This is a genomic window from Pantoea sp. B9002 (genome assembly GCF_013385945.1).
Classification (GTDB): domain Bacteria; phylum Pseudomonadota; class Gammaproteobacteria; order Enterobacterales; family Enterobacteriaceae; genus Pantoea.
This window is the reverse complement of sequence record NZ_JACAPA010000036.1, coordinates 118,319-140,599: the sequence shown is the minus strand read 5'-3', so window position 1 is coordinate 140,599 and position 22,281 is coordinate 118,319. Positions and strand designations below refer to the sequence as shown.

Genomic DNA, 22,281 nt, shown 5'->3' with positions numbered 1-22,281 from the left:
TCGTAGCCGCTTCTTTTATTGGTGCTGCTAACGACGCGTAATCTTACGCGTATCAACAAATGCCATCGCTAAACCCACCAGCAAGCCGGTGACGTGCGCGGCGTTGGCGATCGACAAGCCAAATGCGCCGTACCAGCCAATCACCAACCATACGACCGCGAAACCAATCAGGCCGCGCTCGAGATAAATACCACTTTCGGGATCGCGCTCGCCGCGCAGCCAGCAGTATCCCATCAACGCGTAGACTACACCCGACAAGCCGCCAAACAGCACGCCGCTGAACTTGGCTTGCATCCAGCCGGTCAGCAGCGCCGAGATCAGCATAATCACAAACAGCTTGCCGCTGCCGAGACGTTTCTCGACGGCACCGCCGAGATACCACCACCACATCAGGTTAAACAGGATGTGCAGCAGCGAGAAGTGCAGCAGCGCATGGCTAAACCAGCGCCACACCTGGAAATATTGCGAGGAATCCGCCGGCCACGCCAGCCAATCCAGCGCCACATCATCACCGACGATCTGCATCAGGATAAACACCGCGATGCAGGCGATCATGATGGTCATGGTGAGCGGACCTGCGCGTTCGCGAATGCTCGCCCAGATGTTGGTGCGCTCGTAGCGCAAGCCACTTTCGGTGCTACCGCTATGCCAGCTGGCCGCCTGATAGCGCGGATGGTTGGGATCGCGCACGAACTGCGCGAGTTCGTTTTCGACCATCTCCAGCTTACTTTCGTCATCCAACATAATGACAAAGTGGCTTTCGCGCTCAATGCGTAGCGTCACGCCGCGTGTCGCCATGTAGTCGACAAACGCCTGCGCCATGCGCGGATTGTTGAACTGGGTGATGCGCATCATGCGGTGCTCTCCTTCCTTATGCGATGGGCTTAGGCGTCGCCGAGGGCAACCTGCGCCGGGAATGCCGCGCGCCAGGCGTCAAATCCGCCGTCAATGCTGTACGCCGCGCTGAATCCCTGACCCAACAGGAACTGCGCCGCGCCTTTGCTGCTGTTGCCGTGATAGCACATCACCAGCACCGGCAATGCCTGATTCGCGTTGGCGATGAAATCCGCCAGGTTGTCATTGGTCAGATGCTGCGCGCCCGCGGCGTGGCCCATCATAAAGCTCTGCGGATCGCGGATATCAACCAGCTGCGCACCTTGTGCCAGATGCTCTTGCGCCTGCAGGACATTAATACACTCAAAGTTTTCCATGGTGTCTCTCATTACTTCGTCACAATTTGCGCCTAGTTTACCTTGATAACCCGCCGCAATAACCTGACAGATTTTAGGGCTATGTGTTTTTTTTCCTGTCGGAATGTTAGCTATATCACGCAAAAATGTTTTTATTCAGTTAACCGCTGGCATCGATGTTGGTTTCCGATTATTATTACGCTCGAAAACGAACATTTTAGAACTATTCCGAACATCGGAGGAGATGACGTGGAAACCAAAGACCTGATCGTGATCGGCGGCGGCATTAACGGAGCCGGCATTGCAGTGGACGCTGCAGGACGCGGACTGTCGGTGCTAATGCTGGAGGCGCGGGATTTGGCCTGTGCAACCTCCTCCAACAGCTCGAAATTGATTCACGGCGGCCTGCGCTACCTTGAACACTATGAATTCCGCCTGGTGGGCGAAGCGTTAGCAGAACGTGAAGTGCTGCTGAAAATGGCGCCGCATATCGCCTTCCCGATGCGCTTCCGTCTGCCGCACCGCCCGCATCTGCGTCCGGCGTGGATGATCCGCATGGGCCTGTTTATGTACGATCGCCTTGGCAAACGCACCACGCTGCCGGGCAGTAAGAGCCTGCGTTTTGGCGCGGATTCGGCCCTCAAGCCGGAGATCACGCGCGGATTCGAATATTCTGACTGCTGGGTTGATGATGCGCGCATGGTGGTACTCAACGCGCAGGAAGTGGAAAAACAGGGCGGCGAAGTACGCACCCGCACTCGCGTGACCCGCGCCTGGCGTGAAGCCGGTTTGTGGATGGTGGAAGCCGAAGATATCGACAGCGGCAAAACCTACACCTGGCGTGCTAAAGGTCTGGTCAATGCGGCCGGTCCGTGGGTAAAAGAGTTCTTCGACGATGGCCTGAAGCTGAAATCGCCGTACGGCATTCGTCTGATCAAAGGCAGCCACATCGTGGTGCCGCGCGTCCATCGCGAAAAGCAGGCGTATATCCTGCAGAACGAAGATAACCGTATCGTGTTTGTGATTCCGTGGATGGATGAGTTCTCCATCATCGGCACCACCGACGTGGAGTACAAAGGCGATCCGAAAGACGTGAAGATCGATGACAACGAAATCAGCTACCTGCTGAAGGTGTTCAACGGACACTTCAAACAGCAGCTGAGCAAAGATGACATCGTCTGGACTTACTCGGGCGTGCGTCCGCTGTGCGATGACGAATCGGATTCGCCGCAGGCCATCACCCGCGATTACACGCTGGATGTGCATGACGACAACGGCCAGGCGCCGCTGCTGTCAGTGTTCGGCGGCAAGCTGACCACCTATCGCAAACTGGCGGAACATGCGCTGGAGAAACTGACCAAGTATTACCCGAATATCGGCCCGGCGTGGACGAAGAACGCGGTATTGCCGGGCGGGGATTTCTCCGGTTCACGCGATGATTACACCGCCAGCCTGCGTCGTCGTTATCCGTTTATCAGCGAAGGTATGGCGCGTCACTTTGCGCGGACTTACGGCAGCCGCACCGAAGAGCTGCTGGCAGGCGCGAAGAGCATTGACGATCTGGGTGAGAACTTCGGTCACGAGTTCTACGAAGCCGAGCTGCGTTACCTGGTGAAAAACGAATGGGTACGCGAGCTGGATGATGCGATTTGGCGTCGTACCAAACAAGGTATGTGGCTGAGCGAAGCCGAGCAGGCGCGCATTGCCGAGTGGCTGGCGGTTAACGCACAGAAACCGGCGCTGTCGTTAGCGTCATAATCCCAGCCAAATAAAAGGCCGTTATCTCGATTGGATAACGGCCTTTTTAATGGAAAACAGCGCGATAAATCGCGCCGCTACGAATGCGTGCACACACTGTAGCGGCGCAATTTATTGCGCGAATTTGACCTTATAACCCCGCATTCTCACGGATGTACTTACGCGCTTTCACCGCATATTCGAACGGATTGGCCAGCGCCGGATCCTGTTCCGCTTCCACCACCATCCAGCCTTTATAGCCGTAATCGTCGAGGATTTTGAACACCGGTTTGAAATCGATCACGCCATCGCCCGGCACGGTGAAGGTGCCCTTCTTCACGCCATCAAGAAACGACAGCGATTTCTCGCGCACTTCGGCTACCACGCTGTCGCGCACGTCTTTCAGATGCACGTGGAAAATACGCGGCAGATATTTGGTCAGCACATCCAACATCGCCTGCTGTGAACCTTCGGAATAGTAGATGTGGCCGGTATCGTACAGCAGGCCAACATTCTCATTGGTCGATTCCATAAAGCGATCAATCTCGGCTGGCGTCTGAATGCCGGTGCCCATGTGATGATGCAGCGTCAAACGCATGCCTTTTTTCGCGGCGATCTCCGCCAGCTCGTTGTAGCCTTCCGCGGTCAAGCGCCACTCTTCATCGCTGAAAATCGGCTTCTGCTCCAGCACCGCCAGCGTGGTGCCCTGAATACTTTTGCTCTGCTCGGAGCAGCCAATCACGCGCGCGCCCATCGCATGCAGGAAATTCATGTGATTGGTGAATTCGTCGATGGTTTTCGCTTTGTCGCCGTTGGCGAAGAAGGTGCTGAACCATGCGTTGCAGATCTGAATGCCACGAATATCCAGCATCGGCTTGAGAATCGCCGGATCGCGCGGGTATTTGCTGCCCACTTCGCTGCCGGTAAAACCCGCCAGTGCCATTTCACTCACGGTTTGCTGGAAGGTGTTTTCGCTGCCCAGCTCTGGCATGTCGTCGTTGGTCCAGCCGATTGGCGCAATCGCCAGTTTAACGTTGTCTTTGTTCATCTTTTTGTCCCTGATTCACAGAGGCGGCCGCTGAGCCGCCGAGGAGTATTTAGCGCACAGCTCAGTTATTTGGCGTAGAAATCCGGACGCGGCGGCATGGTTACCGGCTCAATCGCGCCGCTGTTCTGCGCTTTATGGCAGGCATCGGCGGCCACAGAGGCAGCGAATCCATCCCAGGCAGAAGGTCCGGTCAGTTGGCCGTCTTTCACGTCATTAATAAACGCTTGCAGTTCAACGTCATACGCATCGATGAAACGGTCTTTCCAGTCGGTCAGCAGCGGCACGCCGAGACGCGCGTTTTTGCGCGTTTGGATCGCCGAAGGCTCCGGCAGCTTAGCGATGCCCTCTTCGCCCACCACTTCACACTGAATGTCGTAGCCGTACGCGCAGTTAACGAAGATCTCCACATCAATGCGGATGCCTTTCTGCGTTTCGAACAGCACGATCTGCGGATCTTTCAAATTGGCATGAGACTTCGAGGTGGTACGCGGGAACACTACCTGCACGGTTTTGTAGTCGTCTTCGGTCAGCCAGCGCAGCACGTCCAGCTCGTGAATCAGGGTGTTGGTGATCGCCATGTCGGTGGTGTAATTCTCGCCGACGCTCTGGTTGCGGTGCGCGCAGTGCAGCATCAGCGGTTCGCCGATTTCACCGTCGGTGATCACTTTTTTCAACGCGCGATAGCCGGAATCGTACGGGCGCATAAAGCCCACCTGCACCAGACGTTTACCGTGTTTGATCTCGGCATCGACAATGCGACGGCAACCTTCGGCGCTCAGCGCCAGCGGCTTTTCACAGAACACCGGTTTGCCAGCCGCGATGGCCGCCAGCGTGAACTCTTCGTGGGTCGGATCCCAAGACGTCACCAGAATGGCATCGACTTCCGGCGAGTTGATCACCTGATGACCATCCTGATACACCTCGGCTTCAATATTCAAACGTTGCAGCGCCGCGCGCGCCCCTTCAACGTTGATATCAGAAACCGCCACCACTTTCGCACCCTGCAAGACGTTATTGCAGCGACGAATATGTTCCTGACCAATTGCACCGGTACCAATTACACCGAGTTTGAGCGTCATAATTACACCTGTAGAGTCGAATCTGTAGAGTCGGATAAGTTAGGGTTAAACAAGGCCGGAAAGCTCCGGCCTAAAAGAGGTTTTAATACTTACGTGCTTGTTCGATATGCACGTTAAGGTTGTCGGCCACTTCCTGCGTACGCGTGGACGTCGAGGTTTGCGCCACGCCGACGTGCCACCAGCTGAAATATTTGTGCACCATGGTTTTTGGCAGCACTTTGATGTCGAACAGCACGGAAACGGTCTGCTTCTGCGCATCGATCAGCGCGGCTTCCAGCTGCTCCAGCGTGGTGATGCGGTAGGTTTTGCAGCCGTAACCGCCGGCGATCGCCGCGAAGTCCACCGGCACAAAGCCGCCATCCAGCTTGCCACCCTCCGGATTACGGAAGCGGAACTCGGTGGTGAAGCTGTCCATACCGTGTTCCATCTGCAGGTTGTTGATACAACCGTTGGTCATGTTATCCAGCAGCACCACGTTGATTTTCGCCCCTTCCTGAATCGAGGTGACCAGCTCGGAGTGCAGCATCATGAACGAGCCGTCGCCCACCATCACGTAGACTTCACGCTGCGGCTGCGCCAGCTTCACGCCCAGCGCGGCATTCACTTCGTAGCCCATACACGAATAGCCGTACTCAACGTGGTACGAGTTGTAATCTTTGGTGCGCCACACGCGTTGCAGGTCGCCCGGCAGACTGCCCGCTGCCGCGACAATCACCGCATCCTTTGGGAGCTGCTCGTTTAAGGTGCCCAGCACGCTGCTTTGCGTCAGCACCGATTGGGTCAGGCGCTCGAACTCCGCAAACAGCGCTTCACGATCGGCGTGGTCGGCGATTTCTGGAATGAAGTCGTCGGTGTTATAGGTCGCGGCATACACGCGCTGCGTCTCTTTCAGCAGCTTGCTTTGCGACAGCTCAATCTGGCCGCCCCAATGGTTTTCGAAACCTTTCAGCCCGCTTTCCAGCGCCGTCAAACCTTCACGCGCATCGGCCAGCAACTGCACGGCATCCAGCTTGTAGCTGTCGAAATTGCTGACGTTAAGGTTGAGATAGCTGACCTCTGGGTTCTGGAAAATCCATTTCGACGCGGTGGTGAAATCGGTGTAACGCGTGCCGATACCAATCACCAGATCGGCCTCTTTCGCCAGCAGGTTTGCCGCCAGACAGCCGGTTTCGCCCACGCCGCCGACGTTCAGCGGATGGTCGGAAACGATGGTGCCTTTGCCGGCCTGAGTTTCGGCAAACGGAATGTTGAAGCGCTCGGCAAATTTCAGCAGCGCATCGCCAGCATCCGAATATTTCAAACCGCCACCGACGATGATCAGCGGCTTGTGTTTACGCGCAATCAGCGCCAGCGCATCTTCTAACTGCGCGGCAGTTGGCAAACGGCGATCCAAACGGTGTACGCGTTTCTGGAAGAAATATTCCGGGAAATCCCAGGCTTCGCCCTGCACGTCCTGCGGCAGCGCAATGGTTACTGCGCCGGTTTCGGCCGGATCGGTCAGGACGCGCAATGCGTTGATGCAGGCGGTCATCAGCTGTTCTGGGCGGCTGACGCGATCCCAGTATTTGCTGACGGCACGGAAAGCGTCGTTGGTGCTGATGCTGAGATCGTGGCTCTGTTCGATCTGCTGCAATACCGGATCGGGCTGGCGCGTGGCGAACACATCGCCGGGCAGCAGCAGTAAAGGAATGCGGTTAGCGGTGGCCGTCGCGGCGGCGGTGATCATGTTGGCCGCGCCCGGTCCGACAGAAGAAGTACAGGCAATAATCTGACGACGCAGCGATTGCTTGGCAAACCCAATGGCCGCATGCGCCATGCCCTGCTCGTTACGGCCCTGATGCACCACCAAATCGCCGCTGTCTTGTTCCAGCGCCTGCCCCAATCCCAGCACGTTGCCGTGACCGAAAATGGCAAAAATGCCTTTCACAAATTTGGTTTCAACGCCGTCAACGTTCAGATACTGGTTATCCAGAAATTTCACCAGCGCCTGCGCCGTAGTAAGTCTGATTGTGCCCATATGCTTCTTCCTTTACATGCTGGTACCTGCGGTGAGGTACAACGCGGTTCGGGTAAAAACTGCCGCTCACGGCGCCCGCGGATTAAGTGAAACGTGAGGCGATTATAAACAAATATTTTTTTCATTAAATACGATTACAGAAGAAACATTTCATTTTGCGATGGAGATCAAATTCAGCGATGAAACGTGGGCGAAGAGAGCGGAGAAACGGGGGAAAGTGGAACAGCGAAATACCATTTATCCGTCATAACGAAATTTCATTTCACTTCAGTAGCTTCCTTTATTCGCGGCTGGTTTCCTGAGACCTGGCTCACAAGGCTGAATCTCCCTGAAACAGCGATAGCGTAGCCCACCTTTATGGCACGCTGGTCAGAGTTTTACCTGGCTCACAAAATCGTGATGGATGTTTCATTTCATATTGAATTTGGAATTTTTATTCCTCATACTGCGACCAAAGCCAATCAGGCACCTTGAGAACCCGGAAGCAAAGCGCTCGACGTTGGGCGGCAGCGCCCGCAGTGTCTGCTTATCACAGAAGGAAACAATAGGTATGAGTACACAACAGAAGCGGCTTGATGTGATTTGTATCGGACGCATCGCCGTCGACCTCTACGGTCAGCAAATTGGATCACGCCTGGAAGATATGACCAGCTTCAACAAATATCTCGGCGGATCTTCCGGCAACGTGGCCTATGGTACGGCGATTCAGGGCCTGAAGTCGGCGATGCTGGCGCGCGTAGGTGACGAGCATAACGGCCGCTTTTTGCGTGAAGAGCTGCAACGTGCGGGCTGCAATACCGATGGCCTGATTACCGATAAGCATCGCCTGACCGGGCTGGTGATCCTCGGGATCAAAGATGAAGAGAGCTTCCCGCTGATCTTCTACCGCGACAACTGCGCCGATATGGGGCTGGTGCCGGAAGATATTAACGAAGCGTTCATCACCTCTTCACGTGCGGTCGCCGTCACCGGCACGCACCTGTCGCATCCACAAACCCGCGCCGCCGTGCTGAAAGCGCTGGATATCGCCAAACGCAACGGCCTGCGCACCGCGCTGGATATCGATTATCGTCCGGTGCTGTGGGGATTGACCTCACTCGGCGACGGCGAAACGCGTTTCATTGAATCGGGCGAAGTGACGCAACAGCTGCAGGAAGTGCTGCACTATTTCGATTTGGTGGTCGGAACGGAAGAAGAGTTCCATATTGCCGGTGGCAGCACCGACACGCTGACCGCGCTGAAAAATGTGCGTAAATCGAGCCAGGCCACATTAGTGTGCAAACGCGGTCCGCTGGGTTGCGTGGTGTTTGAGGGCGAGATCCCGGATAGCTGGGAACAGACCAAACTGCAGAGCGGCGTGCGCGTAGAAGTGCTGAACGTGCTGGGCGCGGGCGATGCCTTTATGTCTGGCCTGCTGCGCGGCTGGCTGAATGATGAAAGCTGGGAGCAAGCGTGCCGTTACGCGAACGCCTGTGGCGCGCTGGTGGTTTCGCGCCACGGCTGCGCACCGGCGATGCCAACCAAAGAAGAGCTGGATGATTTCCTCAGCCGCGATAATGAGGTGAAACGTCCGGATCTCGATGCGCGTCTCAATCACCTGCATCGCGTCACCACGCGTAAACAGCAGTGGCCAGAGCTGAATGTGTTCGCCTTCGACCATCGCAAACAGCTGGCTGATATGGCGCGCGAAGCGGGCGTCAGCGAAGAGCGCATCCCAGAATTGAAACTGCTGCTGCTGCGTGCCGCGGAAGAAGCGGCCAACGAAGCCGGCCTGAATGAGAAGAGCGGCATCCTCGCGGATACCACTTACGGCCAGAAAGCGCTGAACGCGATTACCGGCAAAAACTGGTGGATTGGCCGTCCAATTGAACTGCCAAGTTCGCGTCCGCTGCGCCTTGAGCACGGCAACATCGGCTCACAGCTGGTCGACTGGCCGGCCGAGCACGTGGTTAAATGTCTGGTGTTCTACCATCCGCACGACAGCGCCGAGCTGCGTAAAGAGCAGGATGATTTGGTGCTGGATGTGTGGAATGGCTGTAACAAGAGCGGGCACGAACTGCTGCTGGAACTGATTCTGCCGGAGAGCAATCCGGACCGTAACGAATCTTACTATTACGACATGCTGAGCCACTTCTACAGCCTTGGCATTCAGCCAGACTGGTGGAAACTGCCGCCGCTGTCTGCCGAAAGCTGGCAGGCGATCAGCGGGTTGATCGAGCAGAACGATCCGCACTGCCGCGGCATTCTGCTGCTTGGCCTCGATGCCCCGGAAGAGACGCTGAAAGCCGGTTTCGCCGCCGCAGCGCAAGCGCCGTGGGTGAAGGGTTTCGCGGTAGGCCGCACCATCTTCGGCCAGCCGTCACGCCAGTGGCTGCAAGGCGAGCTGGATGACAAGGCGCTGATTGAAACCGTGAAAGGCAATTACCTGCGACTGATCGGTTACTGGCGCGCTGTGCGCGGTTAATGATGCGTTAGAAGTTGTTGGAACGGCCCGGATGGGCCGTTTTTTTGTTCTGAAATGTGCATCCTGGCCAGGTCGCCATAAATGGCGACCCTACGTGTGTATTTGTAGGGTCGCCATTTATGGCGACCGGGCAAAGGTATAACTCCCGCCCTCTTTGCCCCTCTTTTTGTGAAGCATTTCATAAACCGATGAAATAAGCGTCACGATGATGTCAAACAAATGAAATTTTCCATCCATCTGGTACTATAGCGCTCATTATCCAGCCATATTTTCTTTTCTAGCGGGCCGAAGTAATGACCAATAATCCAACGCAATTAACCTTGTTACAGGACGAGATCCGTCGTCGCTATGAGACGCTGAGCAAACGCCTGAAGCAGGTGGCTCGTTATATCCTTGATAACAGTAACAGCATCGCTTTCGATACCGTTGCCTCTATCGCGCAACATGCCGATGTGCCGCCCTCGACGCTGATCCGCTTTGCCAATGCATTTGGCTTCAGCGGCTTCAACGAAATGAAACAGGTTTTCCGTCAGCACCTGATGGAAGAGACCGTTAACTACACCGAGCGCGCGCGTCTGTTCCGCCAGACCGCCACCGACGACAGCGCCACTTCACCTGAAAGCCCAGCTGAAATCCTCAACGTCTTCACCATGGTCAACAGCCAGGCGCTGCAACAGCTGGCGATGCAGGTCAATCCGGACCAGCTGAATCGCGCGGTGAAAATGCTCGATGAAGCCGAGAACATCTACATCATCGGCCTGCGTCGCTCATTCAGCGTGGCGTCGTATCTGGTGTATGCGCTGCGTCATCTGGAGCGTCGTGCGTTCCTGATCGACGGCCTCGGCGGCATGTTCACCGAGCAGCTGAGCATGGTGAACCCGAAAGATGTGGTGATCGCCATCAGCTATTCGCCATACGCGCGTGAAGCGGTGGAGTTGGTTGAGCTGGGTGCCAAACGTGGTGCGCATCTAATCGCCATCACCGACAGCCAGGTCAGCCCGCTGGCCGCTTTCAGTGATGTGTGCTTTGTGGTGCGTGAAGCGCAGGTGGATGGCTTCCGTTCGCAGGTCGCTTCGCTGTGTCTGGCGCAGACTCTCGCCGTGTCGTTAGCGCTGAACAACAACGTCACCAGCGAATAACTACTCCGTAGGGTCGCCATTCATGGCGACCAGCAAGCAAAAAGGGCAGCCACTTGGCTGCCCTTTTTGTTGGTGGGCATAAATGCCCACCCTACAAAACCCTTTAACTACGCGGATATTGGTCGCTGTTTACCCAGGCGTGATCTTTCTCCCAGGTAAATTTCCACAGACGTTTTGGACCCGCCATCACGTTGAGATAGTAGTTGTCGTAACCGGCAATGGTTGCCACCGGATGATAGCCACGCGGCACCGTCACCACATCGCGGTTATACGGCGCCATGCACTCGTCGAGTGAACGGTCGTCGGTATACACGCGCTGCATGGCGAAACCTGGCTCAGGATCGAAACGGTGATAGTAAGTCTCTTCCAGATAGGTTTCGTCCGGGCTGTTTTTCTGGTCGTGCTTGTGGCTGGGGTACGAACTGGTCGCGCCTTCGTCGGTATACACTTCCACCACCAGCAGGCTGTCGGCCTCTTTGTTGTCCGGCAGAATGTTGTGCACCAGACGCTGATTACGCCCTTTACCACGCTGCTCAACGCCAACATCTTCCGGCGCAATCAGTCGCGCCGGCAGGTTGCCGCTGCTCGGTGCATTACACACCGCCAGCTCTAGGTCGCTATCCGCATACACTTCCACTTCATCGTTATGCGGTACGTAGACTGAGTAAGGTGGAGTGCGTTCAAACGGCGACAGACGCTTACCCAGATTCGGGAACTCGGCATGACGGGTTTTCACCGAAGCGAAGCCCGCCACCAGCACCAGACACAACTCTTTGTCGCCGCTGCTCAGCTTCAGACTCTGCCCTTTTTTCAGCAGATAAGCGTCGAAGCCGACATATTCCCAGCCCGCGCTTTCCGGCGTGACGTGCTGGATGCGGCCTTTGCTGTCAGGTTTTTGCGCTTTCGAAATCAGAGACATCCTGTTCCTCCTTGTTGAGCGAAATTAGCCCAGCGTCGGCATGCTGAACTCAGACACGGTCTGCTGGCCGCTCGGCCAACGCACTGTGGCGGTTTTCATGCGGGTGTAGAAACGCACGCCGTCTGGACCGTGCACGTTCAACGCACCAAACACTGAACGCTTCCAGCCGCCGAAGCTGTGGAACGCCATCGGAACCGGAACCGGCACGTTGACGCCAACCATGCCGGCTTCGACGTTCTGCACGAACTCACGCGCGGTGTGGCCGTTGCTGGTGAAGATGGCGCTGCCGTTACCGAATTCGTGGCTGTTAACCAGCTGCAGTGCGCTGTCGTAATCGCTGGAACGCATGATGCTCAGCACCGGTCCGAAGATCTCTTCGCGCCAGATGGTCATGTCTGACGTCACGTTGTCGAACAGCGTACCACCGACGTAGTAACCTTCTGCATGGCCCGCCACCTGAATGCCGCGACCATCCACCACCAGTTTCGCGCCTTCTTGCTCACCTTTGTCGATGTAGCCCAGCACTTTCTTCTGGTGCGCGGCAGATACCACCGGCCCCATTTCATTCTCTTCCGCACCTTTCTGGATGCCAGGACCGACACGCAGCGCTTTGATCAGCGGCGTCAGACGGGCAATCAGTTTATCTGCGGTGTCGTCGCCGACCGCAACCACCACCGGCAGCGCCATGCAGCGCTCGCCCGCCGAACCAAACGCGCCGCCCATAATGGCGTTCACGGTGGCATCGAGATCCGCATCGGGCATCACGATGGCGTGGTTTTTCGCGGCGCCGAACGCCTGAACACGTTTGCCGTGCGCGCTGGCCGTTTTGTAGATGTGCTCTGCCACGCCAGAAGAACCGACGAAACTCACCGCCGCAATACGCGGATCTTTGTACAGTTGTTCAGCGTCTTCATTAGACGAGTGCACCACGTTGAACACGCCATCTGGCAGGCCCGCTTCTTTCAGCAACTCGGCCATGCGCACTGAGGCTGAAGGATCCAGCGCCGGTGGCTTGAGGATAAAGGTGTTACCGCACGCCAGCGCGATAGGGAACATCCACAGTGGCACCATCGCTGGGAAGTTGAATGGCGTAATACCCGCCACCACGCCGACCGGCTGCATCAGCGAATAGCTGTCAACGCCGGTGCCCACGCTCGGTGAGTTTTCACCTTTAATCAGATGTGGAATACCGCAGGCATACTCGATCACTTCGATACCGCGCGTCAGTTCACCCAGCGCATCGGACCACACTTTACCGTGCTCAGAGACGATCAGTGCCGCCAGCTCTTCACGGTGTTTTTCCATCAGCGCTTTAAAGTTGAACATCACACGGGCACGACGCAACGGCGCGGTTTTCGACCATTCCGGGAACGCGGCATGCGCGACTTCAATCGCTTTTTCCACTTCAGCAGCGGTGCTCTGCGTCAGCTCACGCGCGACTTTGCCGGTCGCCGGATCGTACACGGGAATGGTTTCATTGCTGGCGCTGTGAGTAATTTTGCCGCCGATAAAGTTTCCTACGATAGTCATGTCGTTGCCTCTTAGATGTGAAGTTCCCTGCAGATAGCCCGTTCGAACCGCGACGCTGCGTGTGCAGGCAATACTTAAAGCGTGCTATGAAGCTATAGCAATGAAATAAATTTTTCAAATACTTATTTTTAGAAAATTTCCTTTTAGCGGCATAGATCGCATTTTTTCCGCCTGCGCTGACAGCCGGGTGCAAATCAGCTCGTAGCGCTTCACTGCTGGCGCTAATGGCTTGCCAAACTGCTCTGCCGCTAAGCCGTTGCGAGCACAGAATTTGTGTCTTAAATCCAGCTTCCACATGCAACGCGAAACGAAATATGAAATTTTTGCGAGGCAGATCCAATATCTGATATTTCATAATTCAATAATAATGAAATAAATGTTCTCTTTGCAGCACCTCATCCGTATCCGTTTACAGGAGCCGCACATGGCCATCGATCCAACCCGTTTCTGTATTAACCGCAAAATTGCGCCCAGACTGTCGCTGGAAGCCTTCTTTCAGCTGGTGCAGCGTCTGGGATTGAGCAAGGTTGAACTGCGTAATGACATGCAGAGCGGCAAGGTACGCGATGAGTTGAGCGTGGCAGAACTGCGGACGCTAACGGATAAGTACCATATTGAGATCGTCACGATTAACGCGCTGTATCCGTTTAATCGTATTGATGAGGCGCTACTGGCTAAAGCTGACGCGCTGTTACAGGAAGCAAAAGCGATTGGCGCAAAGGCGCTGGTGATGTGTCCGCTGAATGAAGGCATTGAAATTACGCCGGAGCAAACGCTGGCCGCGCTAAAAGTGCTGGCCCCACGCTTTGCCGAATATGGCATTCAGGGATTGGTGGAACCGCTGGGCTTCCCGGTCAGCTCGCTGCGATCGGCGGTGCAAACACAAAAGCTGATTCAACAAGCCAACGTGCCGTTCAAAGTGCTGCTCGATACTTTCCATCATCATCTGTATGAGAACGCCGAAAACGAGTTCCCGCAGGAGATTGATATCAACCATATTGGCTTGGTGCATTTGTCTGGCGTGGAAGATACCCGCCCGACGGCGCAGCTGACCGATGAAGAACGCATCATGCTCAGCGAGCGCGATGTGCTGAACAGCGTGGCGCAGGTGAAACGTCTGGAGATGCTGGGCTACAAAGGCGTTTATGCATTTGAACCCTTTGCTTCATCGCTGGAGACGTGGAACACAGCCGAGATTGAACGCCAAATTCGCTACAGCATTGCGTTGCTGCAAGCCTAAACGAACCCTTATCTGTGTCTAAAACAAGACACTTTTTGTTAGTGTTGGGCCTCGGTCGGAGGCCTTTTTTTATGCTTTTTTCCTGACGACATTCCCCGCTTAAGCACAATCCCATCGGCTCAAAGAGTTTGGGACAGACCTTATGACCCCCGCGTTAGCGTTTCAGGTATTTTCCCGCGACGAGAAAAATCTGACTTCTCACCCCGTTGCCTGGGCGTGCCACTTTCGTGCTCATTGCTACAAACAACACCCTCTCTTTTACATCAGGAAAAATTGAATGATGAACATCAATGATTTTAAAAAAGTCGCCATATACGAGTTTGACACCAGCATTCCAACCTTTACCTATACCGATAAAGGAGAGATCGGCAAAGCAGGCAGTTATGCCCTGATCACCTTTGGCGGCAAACCTTACCGTGTTGAACTCGACCCGGCTACAGGCACGCTCAACTGGACCGCACCCGAAGCGGTAAAAGACGGTAGCTACAGCTTCTCGCTGGTTATCGTCGACCGTGCGGGTAACCACTCTCAGGCTGGCCTGGCGACCTTTGTTGTCGACACCACGCCACCTGAAGCGCCAAAAATCCTCAGCATTCATGATAATGAAGGCACAGAAAGTTATTTCCAGTCCGGCGGCACCAGCGATGACAAAACCCCAACGCTGACCGGTATTGCCCAGAAAGGCAGCACCGTTTTCCTAAAAAATGATAAAGGCGAAACCATCGGCACTGCTGTAGCCGATAAAGATTCCGGCGTGTGGGAAATTACCCCAACCGTTGAGCTGCAGGATGGCGCTAACAGCCTGACGCTGGTGGCGGTAGAAAAGTTTGCCGGTGCATTCCGTGAAGGCGTGCCCACGCAGCCGTTTGTGATTAACGTGGCGGCGGATGTGGATAAAACTCCAGTCGATCTGAAAATTGTTGATGCCGACGATAACGTCGGTAACAGCAAAGGTTCCGTGAAGAGCGGCGCTACCACTGACGATGACACACCAACTCTGCGCGGTACGGTAAGTACCGATCAGGAAGTGACTATTCAGTACCGTCAGACCGGCACCAGCATCTGGATGACTGCAACCGCTACCACCAGCGGCAAAGCATGGTCATGGACGCCAAGCCAGGCGCTGGCATTAGGTGAGTGGGAGTTCAGGGCTCTCGCTGATGGTAAATCATCAGAACTTTTCACGTTGAATATCAGCGGTTCCCCAGAAACCCTCGTTAACATCACTCACGCTTTCGATGATGCGGGTCTCTACATTGGTGAACTGGCCCACGGCGCGATCACCGATGACTCCACGCCAGAACTGCATGGCCGTGCCGAAGCGAACGGTACGGTGTATCTGTTTTATCGCGCCGCAAATAGTGATATCTGGACCGCTATGGGCACAGCCACCGCAGGTGCTGATGGTCAATGGAAAATCACCCCAAATGAGCTGGCGAATGGCAAGGTAGAATTTAAGGCAACTGCGACTAACGATGTGAACGCGCCGGGCTCTACCTTTGGACTGACGCTGATTGATCCAGGCAGCAACGTGCCGGTTATAACCGGTGCATGGGATGACGCCGGGAGCTATAAGGGACTGATTAAAAATGGCTACACTGATGACACCACACCAACCCTACGCGGCATTGCAGAAGCTAACAGCCATGTGATTGTGGAATATAGCAGTGCGGGCAAAAATTACAGTGCCACAGTTCAGGTCGGTAAAGACGGCAACTGGGAATTCACACCACCGGAACTTGAGCTGGGGCGCTGGATATTCAAGGCTAAAACCAGCAGCGCTGGTGCGTGGAGTAAAACTTATGCGCTGAATGTGTTGGAATATGAGTTCCAGGAAAAAGAGGAAGATTTTTCTGACGTGTATTTTGCGCAGGGTTCAATAGCCAATGGTGGAATCAGTTCTTACGTTACCGATAATGGTTTAAAAATTATATATGATTACTCTAATGGTCTTCTGGCCGGATCAATCGGTCATGGTAATGTAAGGATTTACGAAAACACTAAGCCACAATTTGAAATTCCACCCAGTGAATCCTTTAGTCTGGATTTAATTCGTCAATTGAAAACGGGCACCCTCTTTGTTACCGTATATAACACGGCAGGTGTTGAGATGGAGACCGTAGAGGTTATTGTCGATCAATCCTTTAAATATGTGTACAAAACAAACAGCGATGATTTAATTGGTGGATTTAAAATCGCCAGCAACATTGGCCTTTCGGATAGCATCTTCCTGAATCGCGTGCAGTGGAAAGGCTTAGATTCGGGAATGGAAAATGAGCGAAGCTGGGGAGAGGTCGCTGATTCCCAGGTCAGTAAACAAATTGGTGCTTACATGACCGACATTGGTGATAGAGCAACTGCGATCGCCAGTATAGATGTGTCTACTAGTAATGCTAAGACTTCTGGCATGGGGAGCCAATCTCTTAATTTATTCGGTAATACCAACCTGGAATTTGATTTTCGTGGCGCAGAGAAGTTCTCATTTGACTTAAGTAATGAAGATGCTGGCACTGTTGTCAACGTTGCAATTTATGACGTTCACAATAATCTCATTGAAGAAGTGGCTTATCCGATTGATAAAAAGAATACGCGTGAAACATTCACCTACTCTGCGTCGAATGGTGAAATAATTGGAAGAGTAGCCGTTGGGACAAAATCTCATGCCTTTTTGGATAATTTAAAGTGGAAATCTGCCCCCGACTCATTGCGTACAATAGAGACCAGTATCGAACTCAAATTTGAAGAAAATCATTACTACCGCGAGAAAATTTTAGATGGTGTAACGCTAACATCAGATCTGGGTGCAATGTATTACAGTGGAAGTACAGTTAATGATTTCATTTATCTGCATGGCGAGCAGAACTTACAGTTCTCGCTGCCAAAAGAGAGTAATTACGTTCACCTTGTAACCCACCAGTTAAATAGCTCTAGTTTTGTCACATTCTATAATGCAGATGGCGTAGAAATAGGACGCGGTAATAATGGTATGAACGTTACAACGTTTTTTGCCCCTGAAGGTGAAGCTATCAGCTATTTTATCGTTACCAACACCAATGCATCCTCAGTACGCGGAGATCAAACTGGAGTTAAGGCATTGAACGTCCGCTACATAGATGAACAACCTGACTATGTTCAACCCTTCTCGGTTGTAGATGACAGTATACGTGCTATCTCTGATGTTGAAGATCTGGCATCTCACGCGCTCGTTGGTAGTGAAGAACGAATTGATACCCTGGAACTCACCGGCAAAGCGCATTTATTAGATCTGTCGGCTAATCCTGATTACATTGACTCAATTGAAATTATCGATCTCACTGGCACCGGTGATAACACGCTGCGTATCGATCTCAACGCGCTGTTACAGCACGGCGAGAAAGATCTGTTTATCGAAGACGGTAAAACGCAGATGGTGGTCAAAGGCAACGAAGGTGACGTGGTGCAGCTGGCAGATATCCTGCCTGAAGGCGGCCACATCAGCGAATGGCAACATATGGACGGCACCGTCACGGTTGCAGGCGTGGAGTATCAGGTTTACAGCCACGGCGAAGACGCTGAACTGCTGGTCCAGCAAGGCGTAAAAACCGAACTGGTGTAAATCTTCACACTTTTCAGTCAACAAACTACGCTTCGAAAGGAGCGTGGTTTTTTTATTCCCTTTCCTCATCACTTCTCACGCTATCTGCGCCATCCCTTTACTCAAAGAGTTTGGGACAGGCCTTATGACCCCCGCGTTAGCGTTTCAGGTATTTTCCCGCGACGAGAAAAATCTGACTTCTCAGCCCGTTGCCCGGGCGTGCCACTTTCGTGCTCATTGCTACAAACAACCCCCTCTCTTTTACATCAGGAAAAAAAGAATGATGAACATCAATGATTTTAAAAAAGTCGCCATATACGAGTTTGACACCAGCATTCCAACCTTTACCTATACCGATAAAGGAGAGATCGGCAAAGCAGGCAGTTATGCACTTATCACTTTTGGCAGCAAGCCTTACCGCGTTGAACTCGACCCGGCTACAGGCACGCTCAACTGGACCGCACCGGAAGCGGTGGAAGACGGCAGCTACAGCTTCTCGCTGGTTATCGTTGACCGCGCGGGCAACCACTCTCAGGCTGGCCTGGCGACTTTTGTTATTGATACCACGCCGCCAGAAGCGCCAAGGCTGTACAGCATCTACGATGACCAGGGAAAAGAAAGCCTCTTTCTACCGGGTGGCACCAGCGATGACAAAACCCCGACGCTGACCGGTAATGCTCAACGGGGCAGCACCGTATACCTGAAAAATGATAAAGGCGAGACTATCGGTTCAGCCGTCGCCGATAAAGAGACCGGTGAATGGGTGATAACTCCAACCGTCGAGCTGAAAGATGGTGAGAACAACCTGACGCTGGTGGCGGTGGAAAACTTCGCTAAAGCCGATCGTGTCGGCACGCCGATGGAGTTTGTCATTAATGTCGCGCCGGATGCTGGCGTCCTGCCACCTGACACCATCACCATCACGCAGGCGTTTGACGATGCCGGCACGGCTACCGGCCCGCTAAGCAATGGTGCGTTGACAGATGACACCACGCCAACCCTGAGTGGCAGCGTCTCCGCTAACAGCGTGGTCACAGTTTTCTATCGCCTGGCCGGCAGTAACACCTGGGCCGGGAGCGCTACCGCCACCGTGACTGGCGAAAGCTGGAGCTGGACGCCAGATAGCGCGCTTCCTACTGGCGTGTATGAGTTTCAGGCGGCTATCGCGGACAAATCGTCTGCCTTGTTCACCCTCGATATCGCCTCTGCGGCCGATATCATCAGCCGTACCCGCATTGATGCGGTAGAAGACGATTTCGGCACCGCCACCGGCTTGCTGGCAAGCGGTGCGATTACCGACGATGCCACGCCAACCTTCCGCGGCAGCGCTGAAGCCAACAGTAAAGTCGTTATCCGTTATACTCAGGTTGGCAACGTTGCCGCCTCGGTAGTGGTTGACGCCGACAGCGCCGGTAAGTGGAGCTGGACGCCGGGTTCAGACCTGCCGGGCGGCACGTGGGGCTTTGCGGTTAAAGCACAGGGCCAGGACGGCTGGACCAGCGACTTTGTCCTGAATATTGCTGATGCTGCTGGCGGTGGCTTTGCTCCGATAATTACCCATGCTTACGATGACGTGGGTACAACCCAGAACCTGGCAAACGGCGACACAACCGATGACACCACACCCACTCTATATGGTCGGGCCGAAGCCAACAGCCAGCTGACTCTGCGCTATCGCACTGATAGTGGCAGCTATGACTCAGTGCAGATTGATGCCGACAGCGGCGGAAACTGGAGCTGGACGCCGGATGCTGAACTGTCCAATGGATCATGGGCTTTTGAGGTACAAAAAGCGGGGCAAACAGACTGGAACAGCTTTGATCTGATAATCGATTCGGAATTTGACCGCAAACCGACGATTGATTATGCCGATGATAATGTAGGTACGGTGCGTGACCCGCTGCATAGCGGCGATACTACTGACGACACGACGCCAACATTGCAGGGCTCCGGTCCATCTGACACGTTGATTTTCATCCGCTACAAGTTAGACGGCGGCAATTACAGTAATGCCAGTTTAAAAACGAAAGCAGACGGGACATGGAGCTGGACGCCACCTCAGCTTGCTAAGGGAGAATGGACATTTGCTGTTGGTGAAACAAAAGACTCCTTCGGTGATGACTTTAACCTCAAGGTTGACTATGTTGGCACGCTTACTGTTCAGGCTACGCGTTATTACGACAGTGTCGGTCCCAACATCGGCTGGAAAGTGTGGAATTCACAGACCGTGACCAATGATAGTACACCTCTACTAGCAGGAACATATCTCCCAAATTCAGGCTTCTACATTCATTTCGCTAATAATGGCGCTGAAGCACACCATCTTGGGTATGTTACAACGAATGGCAACGGGGATTGGACCTACCAAATTCCCTCATCAGCACCACTGAATGACTTCAAAATTGGAAACCAGACCGTTATTGGCTGGGGCTTAACCCCTGCAGCGGCTGCTACTCATAACACTTTCATTAGCTATATGCATTACAGTACAACCGTTCCGGAATATCAGATACCTTGGGTGGATAAAAGTGTAAATGCTGATGGTACTGGAAAAACAGCCTCACTCATGATTGATGAGAATGATCCAGATTCACGTTATGAATTAACCCAAACCAAAGCTGACATCTCATCGGAAAATAACCAGTCCGGAGAATTTGCCGATACCTTAACTCTTACCGGTAAAAATCAGATTATCGATGTGACCCTCGCTCAAAATAAGGTTGCTGACGTCAACATTATTGACCTCACTGGCACCGGCGATAACACGCTGCGTATCGATCTCAACGCGCTGTTACAGCACGGCGAGAAGGATCTGTTTATCGAAGACGGTAAAACGCAGATGGTGGTCAAAGGCAACGAAGGTGACGTGGTGCAGCTGGCAGATATCCTGCCTGAAGGCGGCCACATCAGCGAATGGCAACATATGGACGGCACCGTCACGGTTGCAGGCGTGGAGTATCAGGTTTACAGCCACGGCGAAGACGCTGAACTGCTGGTCCAGCAGGGTGTTAAAACCGAACTGATTTAATCTTCATCCCTATAAATGAAAAAGCCACGCGTCGTCAGGCGCGTGGCTTTTTTTATTCGTAGGGTCGCCATTTATGGCGACCGCCAACAACTACGCATTCTCCCTAACCTCCACCACCGGATCGTCCGGCATCCGCTTAATCATGCGCAGCGTGCAGAACAGCGCTAAACACACCAGCAGCGCGGTAAGGAAATAGACCAGCGACACGCCGGCATAACTCATGATGAAACCGGCGATCGGCCCGGTGATGCCCAGCGATAAATCCATAAACGCGGTATAAGTCGCGAGTGCACTGCCCTGATTCTGCTGCGGCACCACTTTCACCGCCACCACGCCAATCGCCGGGAACACCAGCGAGAAACCCGCGCCGGTAAGGAACGCACCCATCTTCGCCATCCACGGATCGAACGAACCGGCCACCAGAAACAGGCCAATCGCTTCTACCGCAAAGCAGATACTCGCCACGCGCAAACCGCCAAGCTTATTGATGGCATTCGGGAACAGCAGGCGCGTGCCGACGAACGCGGCGCTGAACATGGTCAGCGCGAAGGCGGCGCCATCCCAACCCTTATCCTGATAAAACAGCGTGATAAAGGTGGCGATCACGCCAAATCCGGCGGAACCCATCGCCAGAATCAGGCCGAAACCGTACACCTTGCTCAGCACATCACGGAACGGCAGCGGCTTGGCTTTACTGCCTTTGACTGGCGCGCGCGGCAGTGCCAGCGCAATCGCCAGCACACAAATGGCGATGATGATGCTGGAGAGCAACAGCAAGCCGCCGCTGCGGAAAATCACTACGCCGAGTGGCGCACCAATCGCCATCGCACCGTAGGTCACAATGCCGTTCCATGAAATCACCCGACCAATATGCAGCGACCCCACGCGCGCCACGCCCCACAGCGAGGTGCCGGTGCCGGAGAAACTCTGCCCAACACCGAGAATCACGCGCCCCAGACACAGCAGCACCAGACTCAGCACGCCCTGCCCATCGCTGAGCGCCGACAGCAGAATACAGATGCCGCTCAGCAAGCAGCCCACTAGCCCAAGCACCACCACTTTTTTCGGTCCCCACACATCGGCATAACGCCCGGCGTGCGGACGACTCAGCAGCGTGGCGATGTATTGCAGGCTAATGACCAATCCGGCCCAAAAAGCGTTATAGCCCAATCCGTCATGCACATAGCCGGGCAGCACCGCCAGCGGCAAGCCGATGGTGAGATAGCTGGCAAAGTTGAACTTCACGATGGAAAGGATCAGTAAATTGAGGCGAAAACGGCCGTGTTCAGGTGCGGCGGCAGGCGAGTCAGGCATGA

Annotated in this window: 14 protein-coding genes; 6 read left to right on the top strand and 8 right to left on the bottom strand. The window is 54.2% G+C overall.

Annotated features, from left to right (window positions below):
- Positions 1-27: 27 nt before the first annotated feature.
- Positions 28-852 (bottom strand): rhomboid family intramembrane serine protease GlpG, encoded by an 825-nt coding sequence (glpG, locus tag HX773_RS17820; RefSeq protein WP_176972692.1) that lies wholly within the window; start codon positions 850-852, stop codon positions 28-30.
- A gap of 32 nt (positions 853-884) precedes the next feature.
- Positions 885-1,211, bottom strand: a complete 327-nt coding sequence (glpE, locus tag HX773_RS17815; RefSeq protein ID WP_176972640.1) for a thiosulfate sulfurtransferase GlpE — start codon at positions 1,209-1,211, stop codon at positions 885-887.
- A gap of 228 nt (positions 1,212-1,439) precedes the next feature.
- Here glpE and glpD point away from each other — a divergent pair, with 228 nt between their 5' ends.
- A complete protein-coding gene (gene glpD, locus HX773_RS17810; protein WP_176972639.1) occupies positions 1,440-2,948 on the top strand; it encodes a glycerol-3-phosphate dehydrogenase in 1,509 nt (502 codons plus the stop codon).
- Between the two features lie 130 nt (positions 2,949-3,078).
- Here glpD and iolE read toward each other — a convergent pair whose 3' ends face one another.
- The 3 genes from iolE to iolD form a co-directional block, all read right to left on the bottom strand.
- Positions 3,079-3,975, bottom strand: a complete 897-nt coding sequence (gene iolE, locus HX773_RS17805) for a myo-inosose-2 dehydratase (RefSeq protein ID WP_008107936.1) — start codon at positions 3,973-3,975, stop codon at positions 3,079-3,081.
- A gap of 65 nt (positions 3,976-4,040) precedes the next feature.
- Complete coding sequence (locus HX773_RS17800) at positions 4,041-5,054, bottom strand: Gfo/Idh/MocA family protein (protein WP_176972638.1); 1,014 nt, start codon at positions 5,052-5,054, stop codon at positions 4,041-4,043.
- Between the two features lie 82 nt (positions 5,055-5,136).
- Positions 5,137-7,071, bottom strand: coding sequence for a 3D-(3,5/4)-trihydroxycyclohexane-1,2-dione acylhydrolase (decyclizing) (iolD, locus tag HX773_RS17795; RefSeq protein ID WP_176972637.1), 1,935 nt, complete (start codon positions 7,069-7,071; stop codon positions 5,137-5,139).
- A 550-nt stretch (positions 7,072-7,621) separates the two neighbouring features.
- Here iolD and iolC point away from each other — a divergent pair.
- Together iolC and HX773_RS17785 are read left to right on the top strand one after the other, a co-directional pair.
- Complete coding sequence (iolC, locus tag HX773_RS17790; protein ID WP_176972636.1) at positions 7,622-9,535, top strand: 5-dehydro-2-deoxygluconokinase; 1,914 nt, start codon at positions 7,622-7,624, stop codon at positions 9,533-9,535.
- A 293-nt stretch (positions 9,536-9,828) separates the two neighbouring features.
- Positions 9,829-10,674 carry a MurR/RpiR family transcriptional regulator gene (locus HX773_RS17785; protein ID WP_008107943.1) on the top strand — a complete coding sequence of 282 codons (846 nt, stop codon included), beginning with the start codon at positions 9,829-9,831 and terminating at the stop codon, positions 10,672-10,674.
- A 103-nt stretch (positions 10,675-10,777) separates the two neighbouring features.
- On the opposite strand, the gene iolB is transcribed toward HX773_RS17785, so the two are convergent.
- Together iolB and HX773_RS17775 are read right to left on the bottom strand one after the other, a co-directional pair.
- Positions 10,778-11,593 carry a 5-deoxy-glucuronate isomerase gene (gene iolB / locus HX773_RS17780; RefSeq protein ID WP_176972635.1) on the bottom strand — a complete coding sequence of 272 codons (816 nt, stop codon included), beginning with the start codon at positions 11,591-11,593 and terminating at the stop codon, positions 10,778-10,780.
- Positions 11,594-11,617: 24 nt separating this feature from the next.
- Positions 11,618-13,123, bottom strand: a complete 1,506-nt coding sequence (locus HX773_RS17775) for a CoA-acylating methylmalonate-semialdehyde dehydrogenase (protein WP_176972634.1) — start codon at positions 13,121-13,123, stop codon at positions 11,618-11,620.
- A 424-nt stretch (positions 13,124-13,547) separates the two neighbouring features.
- On the opposite strand from HX773_RS17775, the gene HX773_RS17770 reads away from it, so the two are divergent.
- From HX773_RS17770 to HX773_RS17760, 3 genes are all read left to right on the top strand, one after another.
- Positions 13,548-14,363 (top strand): TIM barrel protein, encoded by an 816-nt coding sequence (locus HX773_RS17770; protein WP_176972633.1) that lies wholly within the window; start codon positions 13,548-13,550, stop codon positions 14,361-14,363.
- A 277-nt stretch (positions 14,364-14,640) separates the two neighbouring features.
- A complete protein-coding gene (locus HX773_RS17765) occupies positions 14,641-17,958 on the top strand; it encodes an Ig-like domain-containing protein (protein WP_176972632.1) in 3,318 nt (1,105 codons plus the stop codon).
- A gap of 259 nt (positions 17,959-18,217) precedes the next feature.
- The gene (locus HX773_RS17760) at positions 18,218-20,965 is read left to right on the top strand and encodes an Ig-like domain-containing protein (RefSeq protein ID WP_176972631.1); all 2,748 of its coding nucleotides are present in this window, start codon (positions 18,218-18,220) and stop codon (positions 20,963-20,965) included.
- A gap of 90 nt (positions 20,966-21,055) precedes the next feature.
- On the opposite strand, the gene HX773_RS17755 is transcribed toward HX773_RS17760, so the two are convergent.
- Complete coding sequence (locus HX773_RS17755; RefSeq protein WP_176972630.1) at positions 21,056-22,279, bottom strand: MFS transporter; 1,224 nt, start codon at positions 22,277-22,279, stop codon at positions 21,056-21,058.
- Between the last annotated feature and the right edge of the window lie 2 nt (positions 22,280-22,281).

Excerpts from the sequence above, each read along its gene's own strand:
- glpG (WP_176972692.1), bottom strand. The coding sequence starts at position 852 with ATGCGCATCACCCAGTTCAACAATCCGCGCATGGCGCAGGCGTTTGTC.
- glpE (WP_176972640.1), bottom strand. The coding sequence starts at position 1,211 with ATGGAAAACTTTGAGTGTATTAATGTCCTGCAGGCGCAAGAGCATCTG.
- iolE (WP_008107936.1), bottom strand. The coding sequence starts at position 3,975 with ATGAACAAAGACAACGTTAAACTGGCGATTGCGCCAATCGGCTGGACC.
- HX773_RS17800 (WP_176972638.1), bottom strand. The coding sequence starts at position 5,054 with ATGACGCTCAAACTCGGTGTAATTGGTACCGGTGCAATTGGTCAGGAA.
- iolD (WP_176972637.1), bottom strand. The coding sequence starts at position 7,071 with ATGGGCACAATCAGACTTACTACGGCGCAGGCGCTGGTGAAATTTCTG.
- iolC (WP_176972636.1), top strand. The coding sequence starts at position 7,622 with ATGAGTACACAACAGAAGCGGCTTGATGTGATTTGTATCGGACGCATC.
- HX773_RS17785 (WP_008107943.1), top strand. The coding sequence starts at position 9,829 with ATGACCAATAATCCAACGCAATTAACCTTGTTACAGGACGAGATCCGT.
- iolB (WP_176972635.1), bottom strand. The coding sequence starts at position 11,593 with ATGTCTCTGATTTCGAAAGCGCAAAAACCTGACAGCAAAGGCCGCATC.
- HX773_RS17775 (WP_176972634.1), bottom strand. The coding sequence starts at position 13,123 with ATGACTATCGTAGGAAACTTTATCGGCGGCAAAATTACTCACAGCGCC.
- HX773_RS17770 (WP_176972633.1), top strand. The coding sequence starts at position 13,548 with ATGGCCATCGATCCAACCCGTTTCTGTATTAACCGCAAAATTGCGCCC.
- HX773_RS17765 (WP_176972632.1), top strand. The coding sequence starts at position 14,641 with ATGATGAACATCAATGATTTTAAAAAAGTCGCCATATACGAGTTTGAC.
- HX773_RS17760 (WP_176972631.1), top strand. The coding sequence starts at position 18,218 with ATGATGAACATCAATGATTTTAAAAAAGTCGCCATATACGAGTTTGAC.
- HX773_RS17755 (WP_176972630.1), bottom strand. The coding sequence starts at position 22,279 with ATGCCTGACTCGCCTGCCGCCGCACCTGAACACGGCCGTTTTCGCCTC.